Annotated in this window: 24 protein-coding genes and 1 pseudogene; 15 read left to right on the top strand and 10 right to left on the bottom strand. The window is 34.2% G+C overall.

Annotated elements, in window-relative coordinates:
- Window positions 1-54: 54 nt before the first annotated feature.
- Window positions 55-570, bottom strand: coding sequence for a spermidine N1-acetyltransferase (gene speG / locus ACQKNC_RS11085; protein ID WP_427424898.1), 516 nt, complete (start codon window positions 568-570; stop codon window positions 55-57).
- 236 nt (window positions 571-806) lie between these two features.
- Here speG and ACQKNC_RS11080 point away from each other — a divergent pair, with 236 nt between their 5' ends.
- The gene (locus tag ACQKNC_RS11080; protein ID WP_427425013.1) at window positions 807-1,055 is read left to right on the top strand and encodes a hypothetical protein; all 249 of its coding nucleotides are present in this window, start codon (window positions 807-809) and stop codon (window positions 1,053-1,055) included.
- On the opposite strand, the gene ACQKNC_RS11075 is transcribed toward ACQKNC_RS11080, so the two are convergent.
- The gene (locus tag ACQKNC_RS11075) at window positions 1,047-1,949 is read right to left on the bottom strand and encodes a DMT family transporter (RefSeq protein WP_427424897.1); all 903 of its coding nucleotides are present in this window, start codon (window positions 1,947-1,949) and stop codon (window positions 1,047-1,049) included. The two genes, ACQKNC_RS11080 and ACQKNC_RS11075, sit on opposite strands and share 9 nt — an antisense overlap.
- A gap of 210 nt (window positions 1,950-2,159) precedes the next feature.
- On the opposite strand from ACQKNC_RS11075, the gene ACQKNC_RS11070 reads away from it, so the two are divergent.
- From ACQKNC_RS11070 to ACQKNC_RS11060, 3 genes and pseudogenes are all read left to right on the top strand, one after another.
- Complete coding sequence (locus ACQKNC_RS11070) at window positions 2,160-2,645, top strand: Lrp/AsnC family transcriptional regulator (protein ID WP_427424896.1); 486 nt, start codon at window positions 2,160-2,162, stop codon at window positions 2,643-2,645.
- Between the two features lie 52 nt (window positions 2,646-2,697).
- On the top strand, window positions 2,698-3,267 hold the full coding sequence (locus ACQKNC_RS11065) for a histidine phosphatase family protein (RefSeq protein ID WP_427424895.1): 570 nt from the start codon (window positions 2,698-2,700) through the stop codon (window positions 3,265-3,267).
- A gap of 9 nt (window positions 3,268-3,276) precedes the next feature.
- Window positions 3,277-3,414 (top strand): annotated as a pseudogene (locus ACQKNC_RS11060) (hypothetical protein); the annotation flags it as partial.
- A 439-nt stretch (window positions 3,415-3,853) separates the two neighbouring features.
- Here ACQKNC_RS11060 and ACQKNC_RS11055 read toward each other — a convergent pair.
- Window positions 3,854-4,354, bottom strand: coding sequence for a GDSL-type esterase/lipase family protein (locus tag ACQKNC_RS11055; protein WP_427424894.1), 501 nt, complete (start codon window positions 4,352-4,354; stop codon window positions 3,854-3,856).
- A gap of 413 nt (window positions 4,355-4,767) precedes the next feature.
- Between ACQKNC_RS11055 and ACQKNC_RS11050 the strand changes: the two genes are divergently transcribed.
- The 3 genes from ACQKNC_RS11050 (at window position 4,768) to ACQKNC_RS11040 (ending at window position 6,128) form a co-directional block, all read left to right on the top strand.
- Entirely contained in the window at window positions 4,768-5,019 is a 252-nt protein-coding gene (locus ACQKNC_RS11050; protein ID WP_427424893.1) for a hypothetical protein, read from the top strand.
- A gap of 219 nt (window positions 5,020-5,238) precedes the next feature.
- Entirely contained in the window at window positions 5,239-5,583 is a 345-nt protein-coding gene (locus tag ACQKNC_RS11045) for an ArsR/SmtB family transcription factor (protein WP_427424892.1), read from the top strand.
- Between the two features lie 29 nt (window positions 5,584-5,612).
- Window positions 5,613-6,128: an SRPBCC family protein gene (locus ACQKNC_RS11040; RefSeq protein ID WP_427424891.1), complete on the top strand. Its 516-nt coding sequence runs from the start codon at window positions 5,613-5,615 to the stop codon at window positions 6,126-6,128.
- A 1,011-nt stretch (window positions 6,129-7,139) separates the two neighbouring features.
- Here the strand turns inward: ACQKNC_RS11040 and ACQKNC_RS11035 are convergent.
- Window positions 7,140-7,265, bottom strand: a complete 126-nt coding sequence (locus ACQKNC_RS11035) for a hypothetical protein (protein ID WP_427424890.1) — start codon at window positions 7,263-7,265, stop codon at window positions 7,140-7,142.
- A 458-nt stretch (window positions 7,266-7,723) separates the two neighbouring features.
- Here ACQKNC_RS11035 and ACQKNC_RS11030 point away from each other — a divergent pair, with 458 nt between their 5' ends.
- The 6 genes from ACQKNC_RS11030 (at window position 7,724) to ACQKNC_RS11005 (ending at window position 13,664) form a co-directional block, all read left to right on the top strand.
- Window positions 7,724-7,882, top strand: a complete 159-nt coding sequence (locus ACQKNC_RS11030) for a hypothetical protein (protein WP_427424889.1) — start codon at window positions 7,724-7,726, stop codon at window positions 7,880-7,882.
- A gap of 325 nt (window positions 7,883-8,207) precedes the next feature.
- Window positions 8,208-8,633 (top strand): acyl-CoA thioesterase, encoded by a 426-nt coding sequence (locus ACQKNC_RS11025; RefSeq protein ID WP_427424888.1) that lies wholly within the window; start codon window positions 8,208-8,210, stop codon window positions 8,631-8,633.
- 11 nt (window positions 8,634-8,644) lie between these two features.
- Window positions 8,645-9,019: a DUF423 domain-containing protein gene (locus tag ACQKNC_RS11020; protein ID WP_427424887.1), complete on the top strand. Its 375-nt coding sequence runs from the start codon at window positions 8,645-8,647 to the stop codon at window positions 9,017-9,019.
- A gap of 340 nt (window positions 9,020-9,359) precedes the next feature.
- Window positions 9,360-10,676 (top strand): SPFH domain-containing protein, encoded by a 1,317-nt coding sequence (locus ACQKNC_RS11015; protein ID WP_427424886.1) that lies wholly within the window; start codon window positions 9,360-9,362, stop codon window positions 10,674-10,676.
- Between the two features lie 14 nt (window positions 10,677-10,690).
- Entirely contained in the window at window positions 10,691-11,794 is a 1,104-nt protein-coding gene (locus tag ACQKNC_RS11010) for a hypothetical protein (protein ID WP_427424885.1), read from the top strand.
- Window positions 11,795-12,458: 664 nt separating this feature from the next.
- On the top strand, window positions 12,459-13,664 hold the full coding sequence (locus tag ACQKNC_RS11005) for an EAL-associated domain-containing protein (RefSeq protein WP_427424884.1): 1,206 nt from the start codon (window positions 12,459-12,461) through the stop codon (window positions 13,662-13,664).
- Between the two features lie 389 nt (window positions 13,665-14,053).
- Here the strand turns inward: ACQKNC_RS11005 and ACQKNC_RS11000 are convergent, their stop codons facing one another.
- From ACQKNC_RS11000 to ACQKNC_RS10985, 4 genes are all read right to left on the bottom strand, one after another.
- Window positions 14,054-14,215, bottom strand: a complete 162-nt coding sequence (locus ACQKNC_RS11000) for a YjcZ family sporulation protein (RefSeq protein ID WP_427424883.1) — start codon at window positions 14,213-14,215, stop codon at window positions 14,054-14,056.
- 478 nt (window positions 14,216-14,693) lie between these two features.
- Window positions 14,694-15,155, bottom strand: coding sequence for a hypothetical protein (locus tag ACQKNC_RS10995; protein ID WP_427424882.1), 462 nt, complete (start codon window positions 15,153-15,155; stop codon window positions 14,694-14,696).
- The gene (locus ACQKNC_RS10990; RefSeq protein WP_427424881.1) at window positions 15,155-15,544 is read right to left on the bottom strand and encodes a hypothetical protein; all 390 of its coding nucleotides are present in this window, start codon (window positions 15,542-15,544) and stop codon (window positions 15,155-15,157) included. Before ACQKNC_RS10990 ends, ACQKNC_RS10995 begins: the two co-directional genes overlap by 1 nt.
- Window positions 15,545-15,549: 5 nt before the next feature.
- Window positions 15,550-16,638 (bottom strand): hypothetical protein, encoded by a 1,089-nt coding sequence (locus tag ACQKNC_RS10985; protein WP_427424880.1) that lies wholly within the window; start codon window positions 16,636-16,638, stop codon window positions 15,550-15,552.
- Between the two features lie 423 nt (window positions 16,639-17,061).
- Here ACQKNC_RS10985 and ACQKNC_RS10980 point away from each other — a divergent pair, with 423 nt between their 5' ends.
- Window positions 17,062-17,754, top strand: coding sequence for an SDR family oxidoreductase (locus tag ACQKNC_RS10980; protein ID WP_427424879.1), 693 nt, complete (start codon window positions 17,062-17,064; stop codon window positions 17,752-17,754).
- A 316-nt stretch (window positions 17,755-18,070) separates the two neighbouring features.
- Entirely contained in the window at window positions 18,071-19,579 is a 1,509-nt protein-coding gene (locus ACQKNC_RS10975) for a serine hydrolase domain-containing protein (protein ID WP_427424878.1), read from the top strand.
- Window positions 19,580-19,766: 187 nt separating this feature from the next.
- Here ACQKNC_RS10975 and ACQKNC_RS10970 read toward each other — a convergent pair whose 3' ends face one another.
- Together ACQKNC_RS10970 and ACQKNC_RS10965 are read right to left on the bottom strand one after the other, a co-directional pair.
- Window positions 19,767-20,819, bottom strand: a complete 1,053-nt coding sequence (locus tag ACQKNC_RS10970; protein WP_427425010.1) for a DUF418 domain-containing protein — start codon at window positions 20,817-20,819, stop codon at window positions 19,767-19,769.
- A gap of 93 nt (window positions 20,820-20,912) precedes the next feature.
- The gene (locus tag ACQKNC_RS10965) at window positions 20,913-21,857 is read right to left on the bottom strand and encodes a helix-turn-helix transcriptional regulator (protein WP_427424877.1); all 945 of its coding nucleotides are present in this window, start codon (window positions 21,855-21,857) and stop codon (window positions 20,913-20,915) included.
- Window positions 21,858-21,916: the final 59 nt, after the last annotated feature.

Here is a 21,916-nt window from a genome sequence, read left to right as displayed (position 1 = left end):
AATGAAAAAAGCCGTATCGTAGTAATACGCTACAGCTAAGAATGGCAAGTAAAGCTATATTTGGTTATTAAACTCATATTGGAATATACACATGCGAAGGGCGTCTCGATATTTACCTTCAGTAAAAAATTCTTCTTTAAGTTCTCCCTCAATATGAAATCCAGCTTTTTTATAAATGTAAATGGCTTTTTCGTTTTGTTTATCAACAATTAAATATAGTTTGTGTAGATTTAAAATATGAAAAGCGTATTTCATTGCCAAAATAGTAGCAGAGTAGGCATATCCTCTTCCTTGGGAATTAGGATCAATAATAATTTGAAATTCTGCATTGCGATGGATCAGGTCGATTTCAACTAATTCCACTAGCCCAAGAATTTCCTTATCTTTTTCAACAATAAAACGTCTTTCACTTTGTTTATGGATATGCTTTTCAAATAAATCTTGTAGTTCTACAAAAGATTCATATGGTTCTTCAAACCAATATGACATGATTCTAGAATCATTATTTAATTTATGAACATATTTTAAATCTTCTCTTTCTAACGGTCTTAACTTGATACTTTCTGACATAATCGATGTTCCTCCTAAATTAATAAAAGTGTATGTTTTACATACAAACAATTATTCCAGGTATACACTATAAGCTGTATAGTAACTATATAGTCAAGGAACCAACGAAAAAAATACTTTTCAAAGGTATATGGTAAAATTCAGCGAGGAAGTCATTCTGGAAAATGTATTGCTTCATATCTTCAAACCTTTGAGTTTACAATACAAATTAGTGAAAAGAAGGTAGATTAATATTTATGTTCTCAGGATTTGAATGGTTACCAAAAAAATGGGGGAAAAGAAAAGTTTCAGAACAGTTTCATCAAGCAAAAATTGCTGAAGAAGGTAAAGAGATTACGATTAGCACTTATGCTATAGACTTATTTTTAATATCTATTCCTTTAAAAGTGAATAATATAATTCTCTTTGATGTCGGTAAAGTGTCAACTAATTGTGTTGACACTTTTTTCTATACAACTTCTATCAATGTTTTACTCTTAATTTGAAAGGGACGCATTTAAATAAGTTGTTTTTGTTTTAAAATACGAAAATAACAAACATCCAATAATAACAATCAATCCCCCAATCCCTTGCGTCCAAGAAATGCTTTCTCCTAAAAATAAAAACGCTAAAAGTGCTGTGAAAATAGGATTGAAATTAAGGAAAACACCGGATGTCGTAGTCCCTAACTTTTGAATACCAATGCTCCAAAGTACCATACAAACGACAGTAGAGATAAAGCCTGTATATAAAAGGGATAGAATAAAAGAATGATTAACGTTAGAAATAGTAAAATCCTTAAGGTTAAACGGCAATAGTACAAGAAGTCCAAATATACCTGAATACAAATTAGCCATTAGTGGCGAGGTAGTTTTCATTGCCCATTTATTACAGACAGAATAAATACCCCATACACATACAGCTGCAAGCATCCATATATCACCCAAATTAAAATGAAAAGAAAATAATTGGTTGATGTTCCCTTTTGAAAGTACGAGAAGAACACCAAACAACGAAAGTAGCATTGAAAGTGCTTGAAGTATATTAATCTTCTCTTTTAGAAAAATAAATGAAAAAACGGCAATTGAAATTGTATTTAATGTTGAAATGAGGCCAACATTCGTCGATGTAGTTCTTTCTAATGCTAAAAATTGAAAGATATTGAACAATACCACACCTGTAATGCCTATTATCAATAAAGGAAGAAGGGCATCTCGAGAGGGAAGTAATCTTTTTTCTTTCCACCATACCATTGGCAAAAGTACAGCAACGGCAATGAGCCATCTTAAGCTCGTCAATGTTAACGGAGAGGCATGATTAACAAGAGATTTGGCAACTACAAAATTGCCTCCCCAAAGTAAACTAGTTAGAAGCATTAATAAAACATAGACATTCGGCAAATCACGATCTCTCCTTTGATTCTCGTATGTTACATAGGGTATATATTAGATAAAAGAATCATAACATTTTTGCTTTTTTGCCAGTATAATATTTTGTATAATGAATAAAAATCAAAATAATAGTAAATTTAACGGAGTTTTACGGAATAAAATTAATAATGCCCGTCTGAAATAGCGGAATTTTCGAATAAAAAAAGGAGAGAAAATAGCATGAGAGATGTTGAAAGAAAATTGTTAGATAGTGTGGATACTCAAATACTAGATATTTTGCAGAGAGAAGTTCAAATTAGTAATGCAGAGATAGCGAGACGGGTGAATTTGTCCCCGCCTGCAACCCATACAAGGATAAAACGTTTAGAAAGCGAAGGATTTATTGACAAACAAGTTGCCATTTTAAATCATGAGAAACTGGGATTCGATTTACTGTGCTACGTTTTCATGAGTACAAATATTCATCAAGCTAAGGAATTAGAAGCTTTGGAGAATGCCTTAAAAACAATGACCGAGGTATTAGAATGTCATTGTTTAACAGGAGAGTATGATTATCTTTTAAAGGTTATTATTAGAGATCGAAAAGAATTAGATAGCTTTATTAGAAAATTAAATAGGCTGGGCATATCCCGCATTCAAACGAACTTATCTTTAAGAGAAGTTAAATATTCAACAGTCTTACCTATAGTAGAAGATGAACAGTAGAAGTTCTTCCGAGCAATATGGAAAAAGTCAAACACAGAAAGTAGGAGGTATTATGAAAACATTTATCTATATGGTACGACACGGAGATTCACCAAAAGAAGGAAATGAGAGAACGAGAGAATTAACTGAAAAAGGAAAATCAGACTCTCGACGAATAACTGACATCCTACAAAAAGAGGGCATTGATGCTGTTATTTCAAGCCCTTATAGACGTTCAATCCTAACTGTTCAGAAAATAGCTCATCAAATAGAAAAAGAGGTAATTGTATTTGAAGATCTTAAAGAGCAAATATTTATTGCTGGAGATAAACGAATGTCTGACAAGGACTTATTCCCTTTATTAGAAAAGTCATTTTCTGATCCAAGCTTTGCTTTAGAGGGAGGAGAGTCGAATGCTGATTGCCAGCAACGTGCTATAAAAGTTTTAAAAGAAGTATTAAATACGTATCAAGGACAGAAAGTAGTAATTGGCACACATGGGGCAATTATGACTTTAATGATGGGGTTTTATGATAGTAGATACGATTTGAACTTTTTATTACATACAACAAAGCCAGACATATACAGAATGGAATTCGATGGGCAAGAATTGGTCGATGTAAAAAGATTATGGGAGATTTAAGCTCACGTAGAACCAGAAGAAACTGCTTATATTATTGAAAAAGTAGATGGAATAGTTGGATTCTTTGGAGCATCTAGTATTGAAAGATTTGCTGCAGAAAGAGGAATAAAGGAGCAACCAGAAGAGATCTTCTATAACGATTGCTAGAGTCACTCATAAGTAAAAATGAGTGACTTTTTTGTATTCAATAAAACCTCTTTCAATGCGGGGTTAAGAAAGAATAAATGAACGATAAACGATGGTACCAAAATAGAAAGTTGTCAGTACCCCAGAGTGAACCACCAGTTATAAACTGCTGGTTCACATATCACTCCATCCATTTCTACCGTGACGTCGCTATTTTGACATTACATTCCGTGAAATTATCTACTAGCCTTCCACATCAGTTAAGAATAAATGTGGAGCAAGTTAACCATACAGAAGTTGTTCATATTTTGCACCACAAGTAAAGTTGAATCTATCGAGTTCAGCAGTTCCAAGAAATTTTTGGACAGGAACATTCACGACCCAATCATAAACTTATGGAACTACATAGGTCATGATTTTCATCAATATAGTTCATATGTTAATCACCTCTAAACGTGGATTATCTGAGCCTACTTAGAGCTAATGCCATTTGGTAATATCCTCTACTATTTGGATGAATCCCTCCTGTTGATAATAAAAATTTTTCTTTTCCCTTAAATACACTATAGATATCAGCTACTTTTACATTCATTTCCCGACCAAAACTGTTAATCAAGGAATTAAATGCTCTAATCGCCTCATCTGCTATAGGAATATCGATAAATGGATTGTATAAATTTTGTAACCGTAAAATATATTTATCTTGTTTGTCTAGCTGGTGAATTTTTTTTAATATTTTTGAGATGTTATTCTCTGATTGTTTAATAGCTTGAGATATACTTTCTTCGTTTTTATTTATTAAGTATCCTTTAGCAGCGTTAATTAAATCATCCCCACCGGCTGTTATCGTGATGATATTTGCACAATTTACAGCTTCCATAACAATCGGAGTGTCGAGCATAGCTAAAACATCCTCTGTCGTTGCTCCAGACCTTGCATATTTTTGATAAGAAATATGCATTTTTAAAATTTGCTGGCTTAGACTTCAGTAATATTCAACAAACCCAGGATCCAAAAACAGCACACCGATACCTACAGTAAGGGAATCACCTAGCGCAAGATAACGTAAATGATTGAAATCCATATTTCACCTCAATTAATTAGTTATATCTTCTAATAATATTAAGTAAAAGATGAATGGCGAAACGATACCTAGACAAAGAATGCAATTGTCGCATATAGAATCAAAAAAATAATAGAAAAGTCACAGCGTTTGCTGAAACTACAGAATTTGGTAAGAACGGTTTGCATGTAAAAGAGAAAACATTATTTATAACACAGGATACATATTGAGAATAAATTAAAGAAAACAAGTGAGCCAACATTTTTATTGAATATAATGTTTGAAACTAAAAGAATTAGGGAGATGGAGTAGTGAGCAAAATAGACAAACGAAACAGATTAAATGAAGAACCGTTTGATTATCAAATAACGAAAAAAGGAACGGTAGTAATATATTACGAAGATAAACAGATTAAAATTATAGAGGATAAGGAGGCTGAGAGTCTTATCTCAAGAATCAAAGAAGTTGAAGATAATATAACAGCATTACAGTTATTGTTAGCTAAAATTACCGGTAATTTTAAACGTGGTAATGAGAAAATTGGAAAAAATAAAAGAAAATAAACTAACGTAACCCTTTACTTCATAAATTTGCGCAGGTCAAATTGAAAAATTGAAGTACTACTCAGGCTCCATTATGGGAATAGTATGAAAGCAATTGAAAAGTACATGAAGCTTTTTTTAGCATAACAATAGTAGTTCGAATGCTTGAAAGGTTATTTTTGAATATTCCATGACAGGAATATTCCTGTTTAAATATACTGTGATCACGAAGTGAGCGACATGTCAGGGAAAATTCCAGGTGTAGACATAACGACGTTGAGCGCTTTGTCTGAATCAAATCGTATGAATATCGTCGAACTACTGCGCCAGGGTCCTCTAACCGTAGGGGAAATTGCCGATCAGCTTGGATTGAGGCAACCCCAAACTTCAAAGCATCTAAAGGTACTTAGCGACAACGCGATTGTAGAAGTGCAAGCAGAAGCGAACCGTAGAATCTACAAGCTCCGGCCTGAACCATTTCAAGCGCTGGATTCTTGGATTCAGTCCTTCCAGTGCGTAATGGAAGAAAGATTCGAAAATCTAGATGCGTATTTGAAGGTATTGCAGAAAAAAGAAGAATTATAAAATCATTTCATGATCATGGAGGAATTACAATGTCAAATAATTCAATTGTTTCAAGAGTTGAAAACGATCGTATACTAATATTGGAGCGCGTTTTTGATGCTCCACGCGATTTGTTATTCATGATGTTTAAAGAGCCAGAGCATCTGAAATGCTGGTGGGGGCCAAAGGGATGGGAAATTCCTGTCTGCTCTGTTGATTTCCGTCCGGGAGGCGTTTGGCACTACTGTATGAAGTGCGTCGATCAAAACCTAGGTGATTTTTTTGGTATGGAAGCGTGGGGAAAAGGAGTTTATAAGGAGATTATCGAGCCACAGAAGATCAGCTATACCGATTACTTTTCTGATGCTGAAGGTACTTCGAATGACTCCATGCCGACGACTGAGATTACATTGGAATTCGTCGATTTGGGTGGAAAGACTAAGCTGATCAATCGTGCAGAGAATGTGTCTGCAGAGGCACTTAAGACTGTTATGGATATGGGTATGCTACAGGGCATCACTGAAACTTGGGATCGTTTGAGTGAGCATGTGCAGTCGCAGAAGTAGAGTTATCAACCGCTGATTTTAGTGGTTAGAAAAGTTTAGAATCATCAAGTTTAAATATCAATGACACTATGCAGTAATAGTAACAAATTAATTTTTAGCCAATTTACGAATGCGATGCTTGAATAAAGGCATCGCATTTTGCATGCTTGATTGTAGGTTAGAGATTAATTTTTGCCATGTAGCGAAAGGAACAAATGTATAACTTGTACGATAGTATGTTATTGAAAAATATGAAGTAAACTCGGAGGGTAAGACGGTTCAGTAAATATTTCCTCACGGGCATGATCACGAGTAAACTAGCCAGAGTAACGCAAGAGGGAAAGTTGTAAATGACCAAGAGCTACAAAATTCTTTTGGAGTTATAAGCTTTGAAGAACTAATGAAAAAGTAAGCTAATTAGATTCAAATCAGCTTCTGGTTTTTAGCTTTTTTCCGTTGCATCTTTTTTCTTTCTAAGTAGCAATGCCGTGAATAAAAAACTTGCTACCCAGAAGGAAAAGAAAAAATTTTCAAGCAATTGCGAATTTCCATTTTTGAAATAATCCCAAACTGTTGTAAATAAAAACAGTGTTACAAAGAAAGCGATATATAAGCATTTTCCGAATGTAGTCAAATAAAGCACCTCTATATGTAATATAAGTAAATTAAAATAAAGATTGTGGCTGTAGAATCACAAAATAACTATTTAAAGGTCACTGGATGGAATGACCCTAATTAACAAATGGGGAGGCCGTGACGGTCAACCAGCGCCACAACCTAATAAGTGCGTGCGATACACTCAATATTAATCTGTACAAATTAAGGTTTCCTATACATTAAAAAAGCCGCAGCGTCGACTACACACGCTACAGCTCGAATTGGTTTATGCCCTTTTACATTGAGTACGACAACGGTGACAGTGAATTTGTTAAAATTCCAATCGAAGAATTAACGGGATTATTATCTTGATAACTGCCAAATTATGCTGATTAAAAGAAAATAGAGCGATTATAATATCGTACTATGATCAAGTTATGGTTGAAAATTATTTCTTTCGAGTTCTTTGATGCGTTTTTCTAATTTTTTAATTTTCATGTCATTTAGAAGAGCGATGACTAAAGCTCCTGTGGCAAGGGTGGTAGCTGCGAATAAACTCATTGAAATACCTCCTAATATGTTTTAACTAAATTAAGTAAATTAACTAAAGTATAGCAAAGAAAAAGTCGCGTGAGGGTAGTTAATGAGATTGGCTATCCAAACAGTGGCCGCCCTTATGAGGATGAGCTATATTCATTCAGCTTCATTTCACTTATGGATTAGAAAAGTTTGAAAAGGTATATAACCAAAAGAATGTAGCAAAAAAATAGAGGAAGTATACGGGAAAAATATTAATGTGATGGAAAATGATTGGGTAGGTTTTATAAAAAATAGTCAGGTACCAACAAATAAAGAGAAAATAAAAATGACGAATTTTTCTGATTTAACTTCTATTTTACAAAAGAATAATTCGGAATGTGCGGATAATGAAGCATGTTATTTGAATGTGTTATGATCAAATTTGTGAAGAAATGTAAACTACCGTGTAGAATGGTTAAATGAGATAGGGGGGGCAGATGATGGATAACCAATTTTTCGTAGGTTGGGGTACATTGGCGTTGATAAATGCTGCACTTGCACAAGGGAAGAATAGAACGGGGTTAAATTGGTTTTTACTTTCTCTTGTATTAGGTCCATTGGCAACACTAATTTTGTTATTTGTAGAAAAGAGACAGTAACACTACATATTCACAATAAAGGAGAGGTTACGATATTTTAACGTCACTCATTTAAATAATGAATGATATTTTGTTCGAATATAAAATATTGTACCTGCTCGTTGCTTGATTTTTTAACTAATAATTATGTGGTACCCCAGAAAGTACCCCACTTAAAAATGTTTATATGAGTTTATATGGAATTAAGTTACTATTTCTGGGAATCTATTTTTAATTTAAATAACAAGGAAAGTATCCATCTATTTTTCAACGTTCCAATTTCTCTAGAGCAAAAACCCCGCCGAATCAATATTTTTACGCTATAATGTAGGACGAGGTGAAGAAAATGTTTGTTAGTGAAAAACAAATCGAAATTCGATATGCTGAGACCGACCAAATGGGTGTGGTGTATCATGCGAACTATATCATTTGGATGGAAATAGGTCGCTCTCAGTTAGTAAATGATGCAGGCTTTGAGTATGCAGCATTAGAAAGAGATGGTTATGTATCGCCAGTGATGGATTTATCTATTTCTTATAAGGCCGCTATGCAGTATGGCCAAGTGGCAACGGTTCGTACATGGGTGGAAAAGCATGATCGTTTACGCACAACATATGGCTATGAAATTATACATGAAGATGGCACGATTGCAGCGACTGCTCAGTCCGTACATATTCTAGCGCACAAAGATACGTTACGTCCGGTATCCCTAAGTAAAATTGATCCGGCATGGGATGCAAAATACAAAGAAATCGCATGTGAGACGAAATAGGAGAATAATAAATGGGACTTTTATTGGCGATAGGTGCAATTATGGCTTGCCTTGGTGTCGTGCTAGGTGCTTTTGGAGCACATGCACTAAAAGATAAATTTGCGTCACCACACTATGCAGCCATTTGGGAAACTGCGGTGCAATATCATATGTATCATGCATTAGGTTTACTGGGGCTTGGTATTTTATCGAGTGATGCCCTTTTAGGAACATCTAGTATGCTCTCTTGGGCAGGATATTTAATGTTGGCAGGTATTGTGTTTTTCTCCGGTAGTTTATATGTATTAGCTGTTACTGGTGTGAAAAAGCTTGGAGCGATTACCCCTATCGGCGGTATGTTATTTATCGTTGCCTGGGTGCTAGTGGCTTTTTCCGCATTTTCTTAAGAAACGCTAAGATCCACTAAAAAAGCGACAAAAGCATGTAATATAGCTACTTACAAAACGAGCGAGGTAAGTTCCTATGATTTATTCATATGGAGCTACCTCTTTTTTTGTAAGAAGTTTAAAAAATATGAAACAAATTGTCCTTTTTAAGCGTACTACATAATGATTAAATTATTTTTAGCTTATTTCAGCGGATGTCACGAATTTGGAAAGGAGTTCTTATAGAAAGCACAAATCCGAATCCGGACGTAATGTTTATCTGCGCGACAGCGGCATATGCTGAGGCATAATTGATATGGTAAAATAAGTTTAAGTATATAAGTTGAAGGTGGGAATAAATATGGGTTTATTAAAAGCAGGAATTGGTGCATTAGCAGGAGTTCTAGAGGATCAATGGCGTGAATATTTCTATTGTGAGTCACTCTCAGCGGATGTTCTTGTAGCAAAGGGTTTTAAACGTACTTCTAAACGAGGTTCAAATAAAGGCAATGACAATATTATTAGTAATGGTTCTATTATTGCTATAAACGAAGGTCAATGTATGATGATTGTCGAGCAAGGAAAAGTAGTGGAGTTCTCTGCGGAGTCTGGGGAGTATGTTTATGATACATCAACAGAGCCTTCGATTATGTATGGCAATGATTTGTCCGAAGGTATAATGGAAACATTCAAGCAGATCGGTAAACGTTTCACATTTGGAGGAGAACCTGCAAAGGATCAACGTGTGTACTATTTTAATAAAAAAGAAATTGTTGGCAATAAATATGGGACACCAGCACCAGTGCCATTCCGTGTTATCGACCGTAATATTGGTCTGGATATTGATATTGCTATTCGTTGTCATGGCGAATACTCATATAAAATTGTCGATCCATTATTATTTTATACAAATGTTTGTGGAAACGTTGAGCGTGAATTTACAAGAGATGCAATCGATAGCCAATTAAAAACGGAGTTGATGACTGCGTTACAGCCGGCTTTTGCACATATTTCAGCAAGCGGAGTACGCTATAGCGAGATTCCTGCACATACAGTTGCTCTAGCAGATGCCCTTAATAAAGTGTTATCAGAGAAATGGCTAGCAACTCGTGGTTTAGCAGTTGTATCCTTTGGCATTAGTTCTTTAAAAGCATCTGAAGAAGATGAAGCAATGATTAAACAACTACAACGTAATGCAGTAATGCGTGATCCAGGTATGGCTGCGGCTCATTTAACAGGTGCTCAGGCGGAAGCAATGATTGCGGCAGCAAACAATGATGGTGGAGCTATGGCAGGATTTATGGGCATGAACATGGCGACACAAGCAGGTGGTGTTAATGCTGGACAGCTTTACCAAATGAATGAGCAAAATAAACAGGCAGCCCAGCAAGGACAAACAGCGACGAACTCAGCTACATGGAAATGTGCATGTGGTAACGAGAACACAGGTAAATTCTGCTCAAATTGTGGATCACCAAAACCAGCAGAAGAAGGATGGACTTGTACATGTGGTGCTGTCAACAAAGGCAAATTCTGTAGCGAATGTGGAGCTAAAAAACCTTCAGGAGCATTACAATACGTTTGCGATAAATGTGGTTGGCATCCAGAGGATCCAGCAAACCAACCAAAATTCTGTCCAGAGTGTGGCGATGTATTTGATGAAAATGATGTTAAGTAAGGAGATGACTAGTGATGACAACGCAAGATGCTGAAAATGTCAAACAAGTAAAGCTTGATTTTGACGCTGAGTGTCCATCATGTAGTGCATCCATTGAATTTAACCCAGCAACTGGAAAGCTAGCATGTCCTTATTGTGGCTATGAGTCTGAAATTGCAGCCCCGGAAAAGCAAGAGGAAAAAGTTGCCCAGGAAATGGATTTTGCAATGGCTGAAAAACGTGGGAATTTTAACTGGGGTGTTGAGAAAAAAACAGTCATTTGTAAATCTTGTGCGGCAGAAACGATTTATGATGCATTACAGGTAGCTGATAGTTGCCCATATTGTGGTTCTAATCAGGTTATGGAGGCTAGTGCTGAAAATACACTAGCACCGAACGGGGTATGCGCATTTGAAATAACAGATAAGCAAGCCGGTGAGAACTTCCAAAGTTGGATTAAGGGGAAATGGTTTACACCAAGAGCAGCAAAAGATAGTGCAAAGCCTGATTCATTTAAAGGGGTTTATCTTCCATATTGGACTTTTGATACAAAAACAAGCTCAAGGTATTCCGCAAGATATGGTAGACATCGCACAGTTACAGATAAAGAGGGAAATACTCGAACTGAAACAGATTGGTATTCTACAAGTGGTTTTTATCAGGAATTTATTGATGATCATTTAATAAGTGCGACAACTCGTTATGATCGTAATATGATGCGAAAGATAGAACCCTTTAATTTACTTAATAATAAAGCCTATAAACCAGAATATGTATCTGGATTTTTATCAGAACGCTACAGTATTGGTTTACAGGACGGGTGGAGTCAGGCTAAGAGGGAAATTTCAAATCATTTAAATGCACAAATTACCTCAAAAATACGTTGGGAACATAATGCAGATGTAGTATCTAATTTACAATTCTCTACAACTCATGATGATATTACATACAAATATCTAATGCTACCTATTTGGCTTTCTTCATTCCGTTACAAAGAGAAAATTTATCGATTTATGGTAAACGGACAAACAGGTCGAGTAGGTGGAGATGCCCCAATTTCTCCGCTTCGTGTAACAATTGCTGTAATTTTATCATTAATTACAATTGCGATTATTTGGTATTTCTTTATGTCAGAATAGTCATGAGCAGTATTCCTGTAGGGTAAAAACTATACTTTGGAATACTGCTTTTTTATTAAATTTGTGGGGAGTACGTCAGCATAAAAAATGGGCGTACGGCTGAATATTTTAAGGAAATAGGATGAAAACCTCTAGTTATCACGGCTTCACTTTGGATTGTTGCATAAGTTATAGTGAAAAAGAATTTCTAACGGAGTTTTTTACACAGCTATACATGAAAAATTCAGGGAATACATGTTTTAGAGTGACACAGATAAGAATATGTGTCCTTAAGCAACCTATTTTACGAAAAGTCGTTATTAGTGATAAATTATCAGAAAAATATGGGTAAACATAAGCATGTGTTTAGTGTACTAGTGTATTATCAGAAAGAATGATTTTGCTTTTTATCATAGTACGAGTACTTCAAGTATTCTTTATTGTAAGAAGAGTGGAGCAGCAAGCATGTAAAAAGATTATTAGAGGCTAATTTTGTTTTATGTAGAAAACAGTTAAGTGAAAATTTGTTAAATTTCAGGACAGATTTTTCCCATAAAATAACGCTATGTGAAGTTGCCAATTTACTTTAAACAAATTATTATACAGTTAGAGAGCTTTTTTTTCATGTAATGAGCTGTGAGTGTAATGTTATTCTTGAATAACATCATGTATGGAGGTTTCGACAATGGATGCAATTGAAGTGTTAACAAATTTAGATCAAATACATGGGTATTTTCAACCGATATTTAGCGCGGATGCGCATACGGTGATTGCCTACGAAATTTCCGGACAGTTACAAATTGAGGGTCAACAAATTAATTTAAAAGATTTTGTGAATAACGAAGATATTCCCGAAGAATATCGTATTGACATGGAACATAAAATTCTTCACGCTGCATTAGCCAAAATAGAAGAAATCGGACAGGATATTGATATTTATATTCCAAGTAATCCAAACCTACTGATGCAGGATTTCGGTGAAAGTCATTTTAATATTATTCAACAATATCTAAGTGAAGAGGATTTACATCGTATTGTATTAGTTGTTTCTGAGCATCGTTTTTTAGGTGACATTCAAAAGTTACACCATGCAGTACGTTACTTTACGACTTTTGGTGTCAAAATTGCTGTTCAGGAAGTGGGGTCAGAGAGTCATTTAGAGCACATTGCTCTATTATCACCTCAAATTTTAAAGGTTAATATTCGAGACTTAAATTATGATTCTTGGTCTGCACAGTCAGATATGATATCAGCAATAGGTAGTCTCGCATATAAAATTGGTGCAAACCTCTTATTTGAAGGAATCGAAACGGTTTATCAATTGCAGTTTGCCTGGAAGAATGGAGGTCGCTTTTATCAAGGCCGATACTTGGCAAATCCTGCAATGACATTCGTAGAAAAGGATATTTTAAAGGAGCGTTTTAAGGAGGAGTGCCAGCAGTTTATTACCTCTGAAAAGAAAATTCTAGAGGTGCAATATTTTGAGTTGAAAAAGTTGAGGGAGGAGCTAGAAGCGATTGTCCATCGTGTTAAACCTTCTAGTGACAACATCACACATTTAGAGCAACTAGCCCAACTGTTGGACAGTTATTCATTCCGAGTATATATTTGTGATGAAGATGGTTTCCAACTATCTCCTAACGTAATGCGTATAGAAGGCCAGTGGGAGTTGCAGCCAAGAGCCATCAATAAAAACTGGAGCTGGCGTCCATATTTCCTACAAACAATCATTAAAATGCGCAATGATCAAAGCGGAGAAATCTCAGAGCTTTATCGAGATATCGAGACAGGGGAAGTTACAAGAACGTTTTCGATTGCTATTAACGAGCATGAATATTTGTTCGTCGATCTTTCGTATGATTACCTTTATGAGCACAATATATTTAGATAGTTCGATAAATGAATATATCAATGTTTAATGGGTACAAGAATAACTTGTACCCCATATTTGTGCAAAAAAAGAGAATCACTTGAAATTTATTAAAGATGGAAGAATTCTAGTAGCTTTTGATTCCTCACCAATTCAGGTGTATCTCCTATTTTAGCCACCTTTGTAAAAGCAACATCTTCTGCAATTAAAATACTCACAAAAGTGTGTCTCAATATATGGGCAGAAAATCTTTCGATTGGATGCTTATTTTTTATGGAATAAAACATTTTCACGATTGAAATAATTGACTGAATATTATGATAAAAAGAATGATTTAAGGGTCACTAGGTTGAGAGCGACCCTTTGTCAAAAAAAGAGCTGCGAAAGGCTGGTAGACCTGTATGGATATGCTAACAGTTATCTCTATTTACGAAAGTAGCGCCGATAATAATTAGAAGAATAAATAGAACAACGATTAGAGCGAATATTGAACCAGAACCACGGTTATAGCCACCGTCACAGCCACAGGAATAACAATTGTTAAAGTTACCTAAATTTCTATAGTATCCCATAAAAATATCCCTCCTTTCTACAATATATAATATGTTAGCTGTAGAGAATAGGTGGGATATTCATCCATCCCGCTATAGGATTAAAAATTAGTCAATCCATTAATTTTTTGTGAGATAAGACAATAAAAAAGGTCACTTGGGATTGGAGTGACCCTTATTACAAAAAAGGAGGACAAAGGTAATTGTGTTTTACATTATTATTTATATGACGCTATAGCTATATTTGTATAGTTTATTGCCTTTGAAAAATAAAAAAGGATCAACGCTGGTCCAGCTTCAGTGATCCATAGAGGAGAAAAAGTAATATGTCTTTTTATGCTCCTATAGATACGATATATGTAGTTTACATTTTTTTGTAGTGAATTTGTCTATAGATGAATAAAAAAGCCGCAGCGTTATCACACGCTACAGCTCTGAATTAAGGCTTTATTTACTAAAAAGTTTCATTTTAGTGGGATATAAAAACAATAAATTATAATTACTTTAAAGGAATTCCAAGTCCTAAGGCAGAAGCGATCGAGACAATAGAGCTAATAACACCTAGTATACTAGTTAATTTCTCTAATGGTTTTTTAGCTTTCTCTTTATCTCCATTTTCTATATGAGTTTGAAGGAGTTCATAATTAGCCTCTGCAATATCTCGTTGTTCGTCTGATAGATGTTGAATTTCTTCATGAAGTTGTTGTAAAGCATTAATAATGTCATTAGGCAAGCTGCTAGATATCCCTTGATTGAGTGTGCCATTGTTTTCAATAGTTATATTACCTTTGTTTTCTCCAAAAGTTAAACCACCATATTTACTAGAATCACCCATATAACCATCTCCTAAGATAATAGTAACTTTCCCGAGCTTTGAAACTTTGTCTAATAATTGATCAGAATTTTCTTGGGCTAAAATATCGATAATTTCTCTTAAGCTCTCAGGTTTATTTTGATACATTAACCCGACATTTTCCTTTTTGTTATTAATTTTTTTTTTGAAAAACTTTGTCTGAAATCATCACTTAATTCGATTATTGGAATAGCATTTAAAGGATCAAAACAGTTTTCTGTACCACAATACTTGCAAGGAATGGACTCAATATTTTCAAGTTCAGATTTATTAGCAGTTAAAATACTTCTATTACATTCCTCGCAGTGAAATTCTAATTTTATAACGAGCGCTTCTTTTTTTTCTAATTCAGATAATGTATCAATAACTACTCCAAGAGGTAAGTTAGTTATTTTTGCAATATAACTATGGTAAAATTTATCCATTTTACTAATAGCAATTGCCTCAAGTGCATTATCTATTTTTTGAGAAATTTCCCATGGCTTTAAATTGCTCAATACTTTTACCTCGCAGAATAAATTTGGTAAATCAATTTTTTTCTAATATAATCCAAAACAGGTTCAGACGCAAATACATTGAACTTAAATGTCTTTGTATTTACGCCAATTCGAATAGAATATTCTTGTTTCACGCCATCAACACTATGTTCAAATAAGATGGATCCTTTTTGTTTGGATAGATAAGGTTCTAAATAATTGTATAATGGTAAACCTCGTAATTCTCTAATACTACCTAATCCTATTGTTTCAAGACCACTTAACAGTAACAAAGTAAAAGGTGTTGTTTCTAATATCCCGGTAATATCTTCGCTATTTAAATTTTGCTCTAGAACTGATAATTCACCATTAGTATAGTATTCGTCAATTGCAGATAGTATACTCACAATTGATTGACCCTGTGTTTCTTCAAATGTACTGACTGATCCTGCTGGTCTACCTGTAGCATCAATTAGCCTTCCTTGAAGGGTATCAGCTAAAGACTCAAGTGTACCACCATATTTCTCTAATAAATCATACTGTTTAAATTCATATTCTTCATCGACAATTTTAGTTAACCAAGAAATAATTTTTTTGGCAATAGCTGAACTTGCTCGTACTTCAATTATCCCCATTTCTTCATCAATATAAACTGTTGTAATTTCGTGCTTAATGTATTCTCTTCGATTAGTTAAAAAGTAATCAACATTAACACCTGTTCTATGAATAAATCTTAAATAATAAGCTTTAGAACCTTCAATTTCAGCAGCAGCAATAATTGTGGGATCAATAGGAACATTTTCGCAAATTGGAGTAACTACTGTTTCGAACGGGTTAAATGGCATAGTATCAATAATACTTTGTTTAAATCCTATTAAACCAGTATTATTTGTCGCCTGGTACCAAGCTAATGAAACTGCTCCAGAGAAAATATTATTGCTGATCATTTTAAGTACGTCGCAGTCTATATGCTCAAAAGAGTCCCAAACTCTACTTGCTAATTCATTTACATTGCCAGTAGATTCTAAAGTCATTTTATTACAAATCTCTTTGAGTAGAGTTTTATTTAATCTGTTCAAGTCTTGGGGGAAAATTAAAGATTTAATTGTATTCATTTAACACCCTCCAGAATTATATTCCGTGTTCGATGAAAGTATGTCTCTTTATTTATAAATATAATAGTATATGTATTGAATACCCAGAAAATAACATAAAAGTGTCGATTGACATGGAAATATGAATGAATGGGAGCGTATATGAGTCGAAATGAATAAAAATTAATATAGTTCTTTAGACTAGTTGTGTGTCAATCGTTTTTAGAAGAAATTATTACTACTGATCAGGGAGTAGTAAGTTTTTAGGTATCATCTTCAATTCTTTTTGTGTTAGCTTCCACAAAAGCAGATGCATTTATAAAGTGCTCTCATCGTTTTGTATATAATTGAATAGAGCAGGAAGGATGATACAATTTAACGCGTTCCTCTTATTGATAAGAGTTCCTATAATGGTATAATTAACTGCGAGAGAGGATGATCAATATGAGCAAAAATATCGTTGTTATAACAGGGGCTGGCAGTGGTTTAGGGGCAGCACTTGCTAATAAATATTCGTCTTTAGGCAATCACATTTGTTTACTCGGTCGAACGAAATCAAAGCTTGAAAATACGGCTAAAGCTTTAACCAATGGCTATTCTATTTATGAGGTTGACGTTACTTCAAAACAAATGGTCGCTCAAGTAATTCATTCTATCCAAGAGGAATTTGGATCCATTCAGTTATTCATTAATAATGCTGGTGTTGGCTATTTTGATAAAGCTGAAGACTTGAATGAGGATTCAATTCATCAAATGATTGATATTAACCTAAAAGGAACCATTTTTTGCACACAAGAAGTGCTAAAAGGTATGAAAGAACGTAATGAAGGAACGATCGTCAATATCGTTTCTACAGCTGGTCTAGAAGGAAAAGTAACGGAATCTGTTTATTGTGCTAGTAAATTTGGTGTGCGAGGATTTACAGAGAGTCTAGCACTAGAATTAAGCGAAACATCTATTAATGTATGTGCTGTATACATGGGTGGAATGAGCACAGAATTTTGGGACGGGATTTTCCCTGAGGAAAAAACTAAGACATTAATGGATCCTAATGATATTGCGGATATCATTATGGAAAATATTAAACCAAGAAAAGCGTTAGCTGTAACTGAAGTTGTTATTAAAAACAAACGATAACAACACATTTTTTCGTTTCAGCATTCATTAAGAGTATCAGTTTAGGAAAGATTTTAGAACAGAAATATAAATCTTAATACTTATCATAAAAAAGATCAGCTCTCATTTTTTAGAATGGGAACCTGATCTTTTGTGTTTATTCAAGATCCATTGTCCGGTAGTCTTCATTATCAAGTAACGTCCTTAAACTGTACGTTACAAAACTGTCATGTTGTGATGTTTTTAGTCATGTAAAACGATGGATATGGTACTAATTGCTTGTTAAAGTTAACGGTGTTGTTAAGGGATTTTAACCTTGTACCAGCTTAAAGGAGAAATGAAAATGAAACCATCATTAAAAATCTATATGTCTATAATTGCTATGATTGTAATCTTATTTAGTTTAACGCCAACAATAGTAAATGCAGACTCAAATGAAAAAATTCAAAAGATTGATCAATTTGTGAAAGAGCAAAAGGCGCTTAGTAAAATTCCAGGGATATCTTTAGTTATTGTTGAGAAGGGGAAAACGGTTTATGAAAAAGGCTTCGGATACGCCGATGTTAAGTCAAAAACCCCCGTTACCTCTAATACATTATTTGAACTAGGGTCTACATCGAAAGCATTCACAGGACTAGCCATTCTACAATTGGAGCGGGAAGGCTTACTAAAACGATCTGATGATGTCCAAAAGTATATACCATGGTTAAAGTTAGAATATAATGGAAAGCCTCAGTCAATTACTATTAATCAGTTACTATATCATACAAGTGGGATAGCTACTAACACTATATATAATATCCCTAAAAGTAACGAACGGAATGCTCTTGAGTTGACTGTAAAAAAATTGCTAGATCAGCCATTAAATAGACAACCAGGTAGCTCATATGAATACGCAACGCTCAATTATGATGTTTTGGGCCTCGTTATTGAAAAGGTTTCAAAACAATCCTTTGATATGTATATCAAAGAGCATATATTAGAGCCAATCTTTATGAATAATTCATTTGTTGGGCTTCATCAAGTTAAATCTAATGAGATGGCGTCAGGATATAAAATAGGACTGATGAGAGAGCAGGATTATACACCACCTATTTACCGAGGAAATGTACCTGCTGGATATATTATAAGTAACATAAATGATATAGCAAAATGGTTAAAGCTTCAGTTAGGAAATAGCCAAATTTATTCGATTGATAATAAAATAATTCAAGAATCGCATATCCCAGATCAATCTGTGGAGCCTTTCGATAAAGATACATATTACGCTAGTGGATGGGGAGTTATTGAAAGAGACAAAAAACAGTATTTATTTCATGCCGGTGAAAATCCAACATTTACATCTTATTTTATTATGCAGCCTGATGAACAATTAGGAGTGGCTATATTATCCAATATGAACTCGAGCTATACAACGGCGATAGGTCAAAGTGTGATGGATTTATGGGAAGGTAAAACGGTTAATACTATTTATTCTGATAACCTTCAGAAGTTGGATAAAACTGTTTCACTTCTATGCGTTATTGTTGTAGGCTTTGGGATGTTTTTATGCATTTTATTGTTATCAAGTTTGAAGAAAATTGTTAAAAAACAACGAATTAGAACATCTTTAAATCTGAAACGGACTTTTTTATTATTTATTCATTTATTATGTGTTGTATTAATTTTTGCACTTATTACAATGTCCCCAAAAATTTTAATAGAGGGATCAAATTGGGAGTTTATTAAGGTATGGGGTCCGACTTCAATCTCTGTGTTATTTTATAGTGTCATAGTGTCTAGTGTGATTTATTGTTTATTGGGATTAGTGAATATTTTTACTAAAAAGAAAAATGCATTCCATTAGAACTTTCTGATATGAAAAAAAGGTCGCTTTTCCTTAGCGGAAAGTGACCAAAATGAAAATGTAATGGTGGGGGTGTGTTTTTTTCCAATGAGTAGGTTGGAAGCGAATTGGATATACTATCATTTTATGAAGCAGAAAAGCTTTCCGTTAGGTGTTTACCATTTTCTAAATTAATAATAGTTTTCTCTTAGGAGCGCTCCCTAGCATTAGTAGAAGTTATAAGCAAGGAAGGTACTGCCCAATAAGTACCCATACGCCACAACCATTCTAATGGTCCAAATTTAAAGAAATTAAGCCAAATCTTACTAAACAGTAATTGGAAAATGTAAATGCCAATGCAAATCCAAAGAGATTGGATGAAGCGAATATTTTCAATAAGGTGAAAGGCATTGCCTATTATTAAGATTAGCGCTGTTTGCCCTAAATAATTTGTTAATGCCATGCGGCCATAGTCTTTTAATGGTGAAAATAAAACTTGGCATAAAGGGTGTTGCAGTAAAAGTATTAAAAATCCAACATAAAATGCCGATACAAATGGGCTAAATTGAAGCCCGATTAATGAAAATTTTTCAATGTTTATAACATGTTCAGTAAATTCATCTTTTGTCATATTATTAACGTTGACCATTGCTTCTGGGACATAATGCCATTGATACAGCAAGCCACCTATGCTAATAAAGAACATTATAACTGTAAAGATAAATATACTTTTACGATTGTCATGGATCTTTTCAAAAATTCGATACTGCCCAGCAGCTAATCCCAATAAAATGAGTGGAAACGGCATAGCGATTTTGATGCCATAATAAGCAGTTATCGCTAATAGTATAAGTCCTATAGTTACGTTTATTTCTTTGCGAACTTTGTAAAATGGTAACGCCAATAGCCCAAATATTGCATAAACGGTTAATGCTTCTCCAGGTTGAAAATAAAAATGTACAAGACCAATTAATAATAAGATAATCAGTCTTCTAATAAATAAAAGATAGGCGTTATTATATTTAGCCATTGCTCGGGAAATAAAAATATAAAAACCTACACCAAATAAAAATGAAAAAATCGAGAAAAATTTACCTTCCACAAATAATATTAAAAATCTATAATATGCAATATCTATAGATGTGTCTGGTGTATTAATCCATAATAATGCCGGAATATTTACTAAAATAATTCCTAATAAAGCAAATCCTCTTAAATAATCTAATGTATCAATTCGTTTGTTTAATTCAATTGGTTGCAGGTTTTCTCCTCCTCACTTACAAAGTATAAGGAAGTTGCGCATAAAGTAGTAACGATGAATGTAACACCAATCTTACAAAATCGTCATATAATATTAATCATTTTCTGGATACATAGATAAAATGTCTTTTGCCTGCTTTCGTAAAATAGTGATTAATTCTTTTGGTTCTAAAATTTGAGCATGTATACCAAGTCGATAGAAGAGGGGGCTAATAAAATTAAGCTCACCTTTGTCTATGATGGAATCAATATAGCCTGTGCCATCTTGTGTTATGACGATAAAATCCCCCAGGTTTGGATCGCTTTTGCATTGTCTTACACCTTCCCTTGATAATAAAACGTGTAAACGAATGGGTTGTTTAGTTTCATATGGACTGCCAAACCACTCCTCTAAATTTAAGAATTTATCGTTGTTTTCTTCACTTTCTATGATAGAAAGAATACGATCTACACGAAATAGTAATATTTTTTGTTTAGTGAAATCAAAGGCAGGCATATACCATAACGCATCATGTGCATAAACACCTAGTGGATGAATATGTTTCGTAGTAGTACCTGATTTGGATTCATATTGAATATGAAGATTTTTATTTGCAAGGGCTGCCTCTAAAGCATCTTTCAATAAAGGTGTTTCAATTGCTCTTTTAGGATTCCAAAAGGCGATGTAGGATTGAAGTTTATCTACTTTACGCTGCGCTTCCTCTTGAAGTGAGCTATAAAGCTTATGAGAAGCGGATTTAATTTCCGTATTAAAAGGTAAATCGCGGTAATAGTGCAGTGATTGAAACGCAAAGAAAATCGAAACTACCTCATCTTCTGTAAATAAAATAGGGGGAAGAAGTCTGCTCGTTAGGACAGTATAACCACCGTTTCGTCCTTGTTCCGCGTAAATAGGTAAGCCCATATCACTTAAATCTAAAATATATCGATGAACCGTACGAATAGAAATATTGAATTCATCAGCGACTTCTTGTGCAGTAAATTTCTTTTTTGCGCTAACAAAAAGAAGAATATCTAATAAACGTTTTGCTTTTGACATTTTCTCACCTTTTCTTTTAATCGTGACAGTAGTTGTCATGTTTTGTGTATATTATAGAT

The organism is Lysinibacillus sp. NPDC094177 (genome assembly GCF_050279145.1).
Lineage (GTDB): Bacteria > Bacillota > Bacilli > Bacillales_A > Planococcaceae > Lysinibacillus.
Note: the sequence above shows the minus strand (reverse complement) of the source record. Positions and strands in the feature narration are given on the sequence as shown.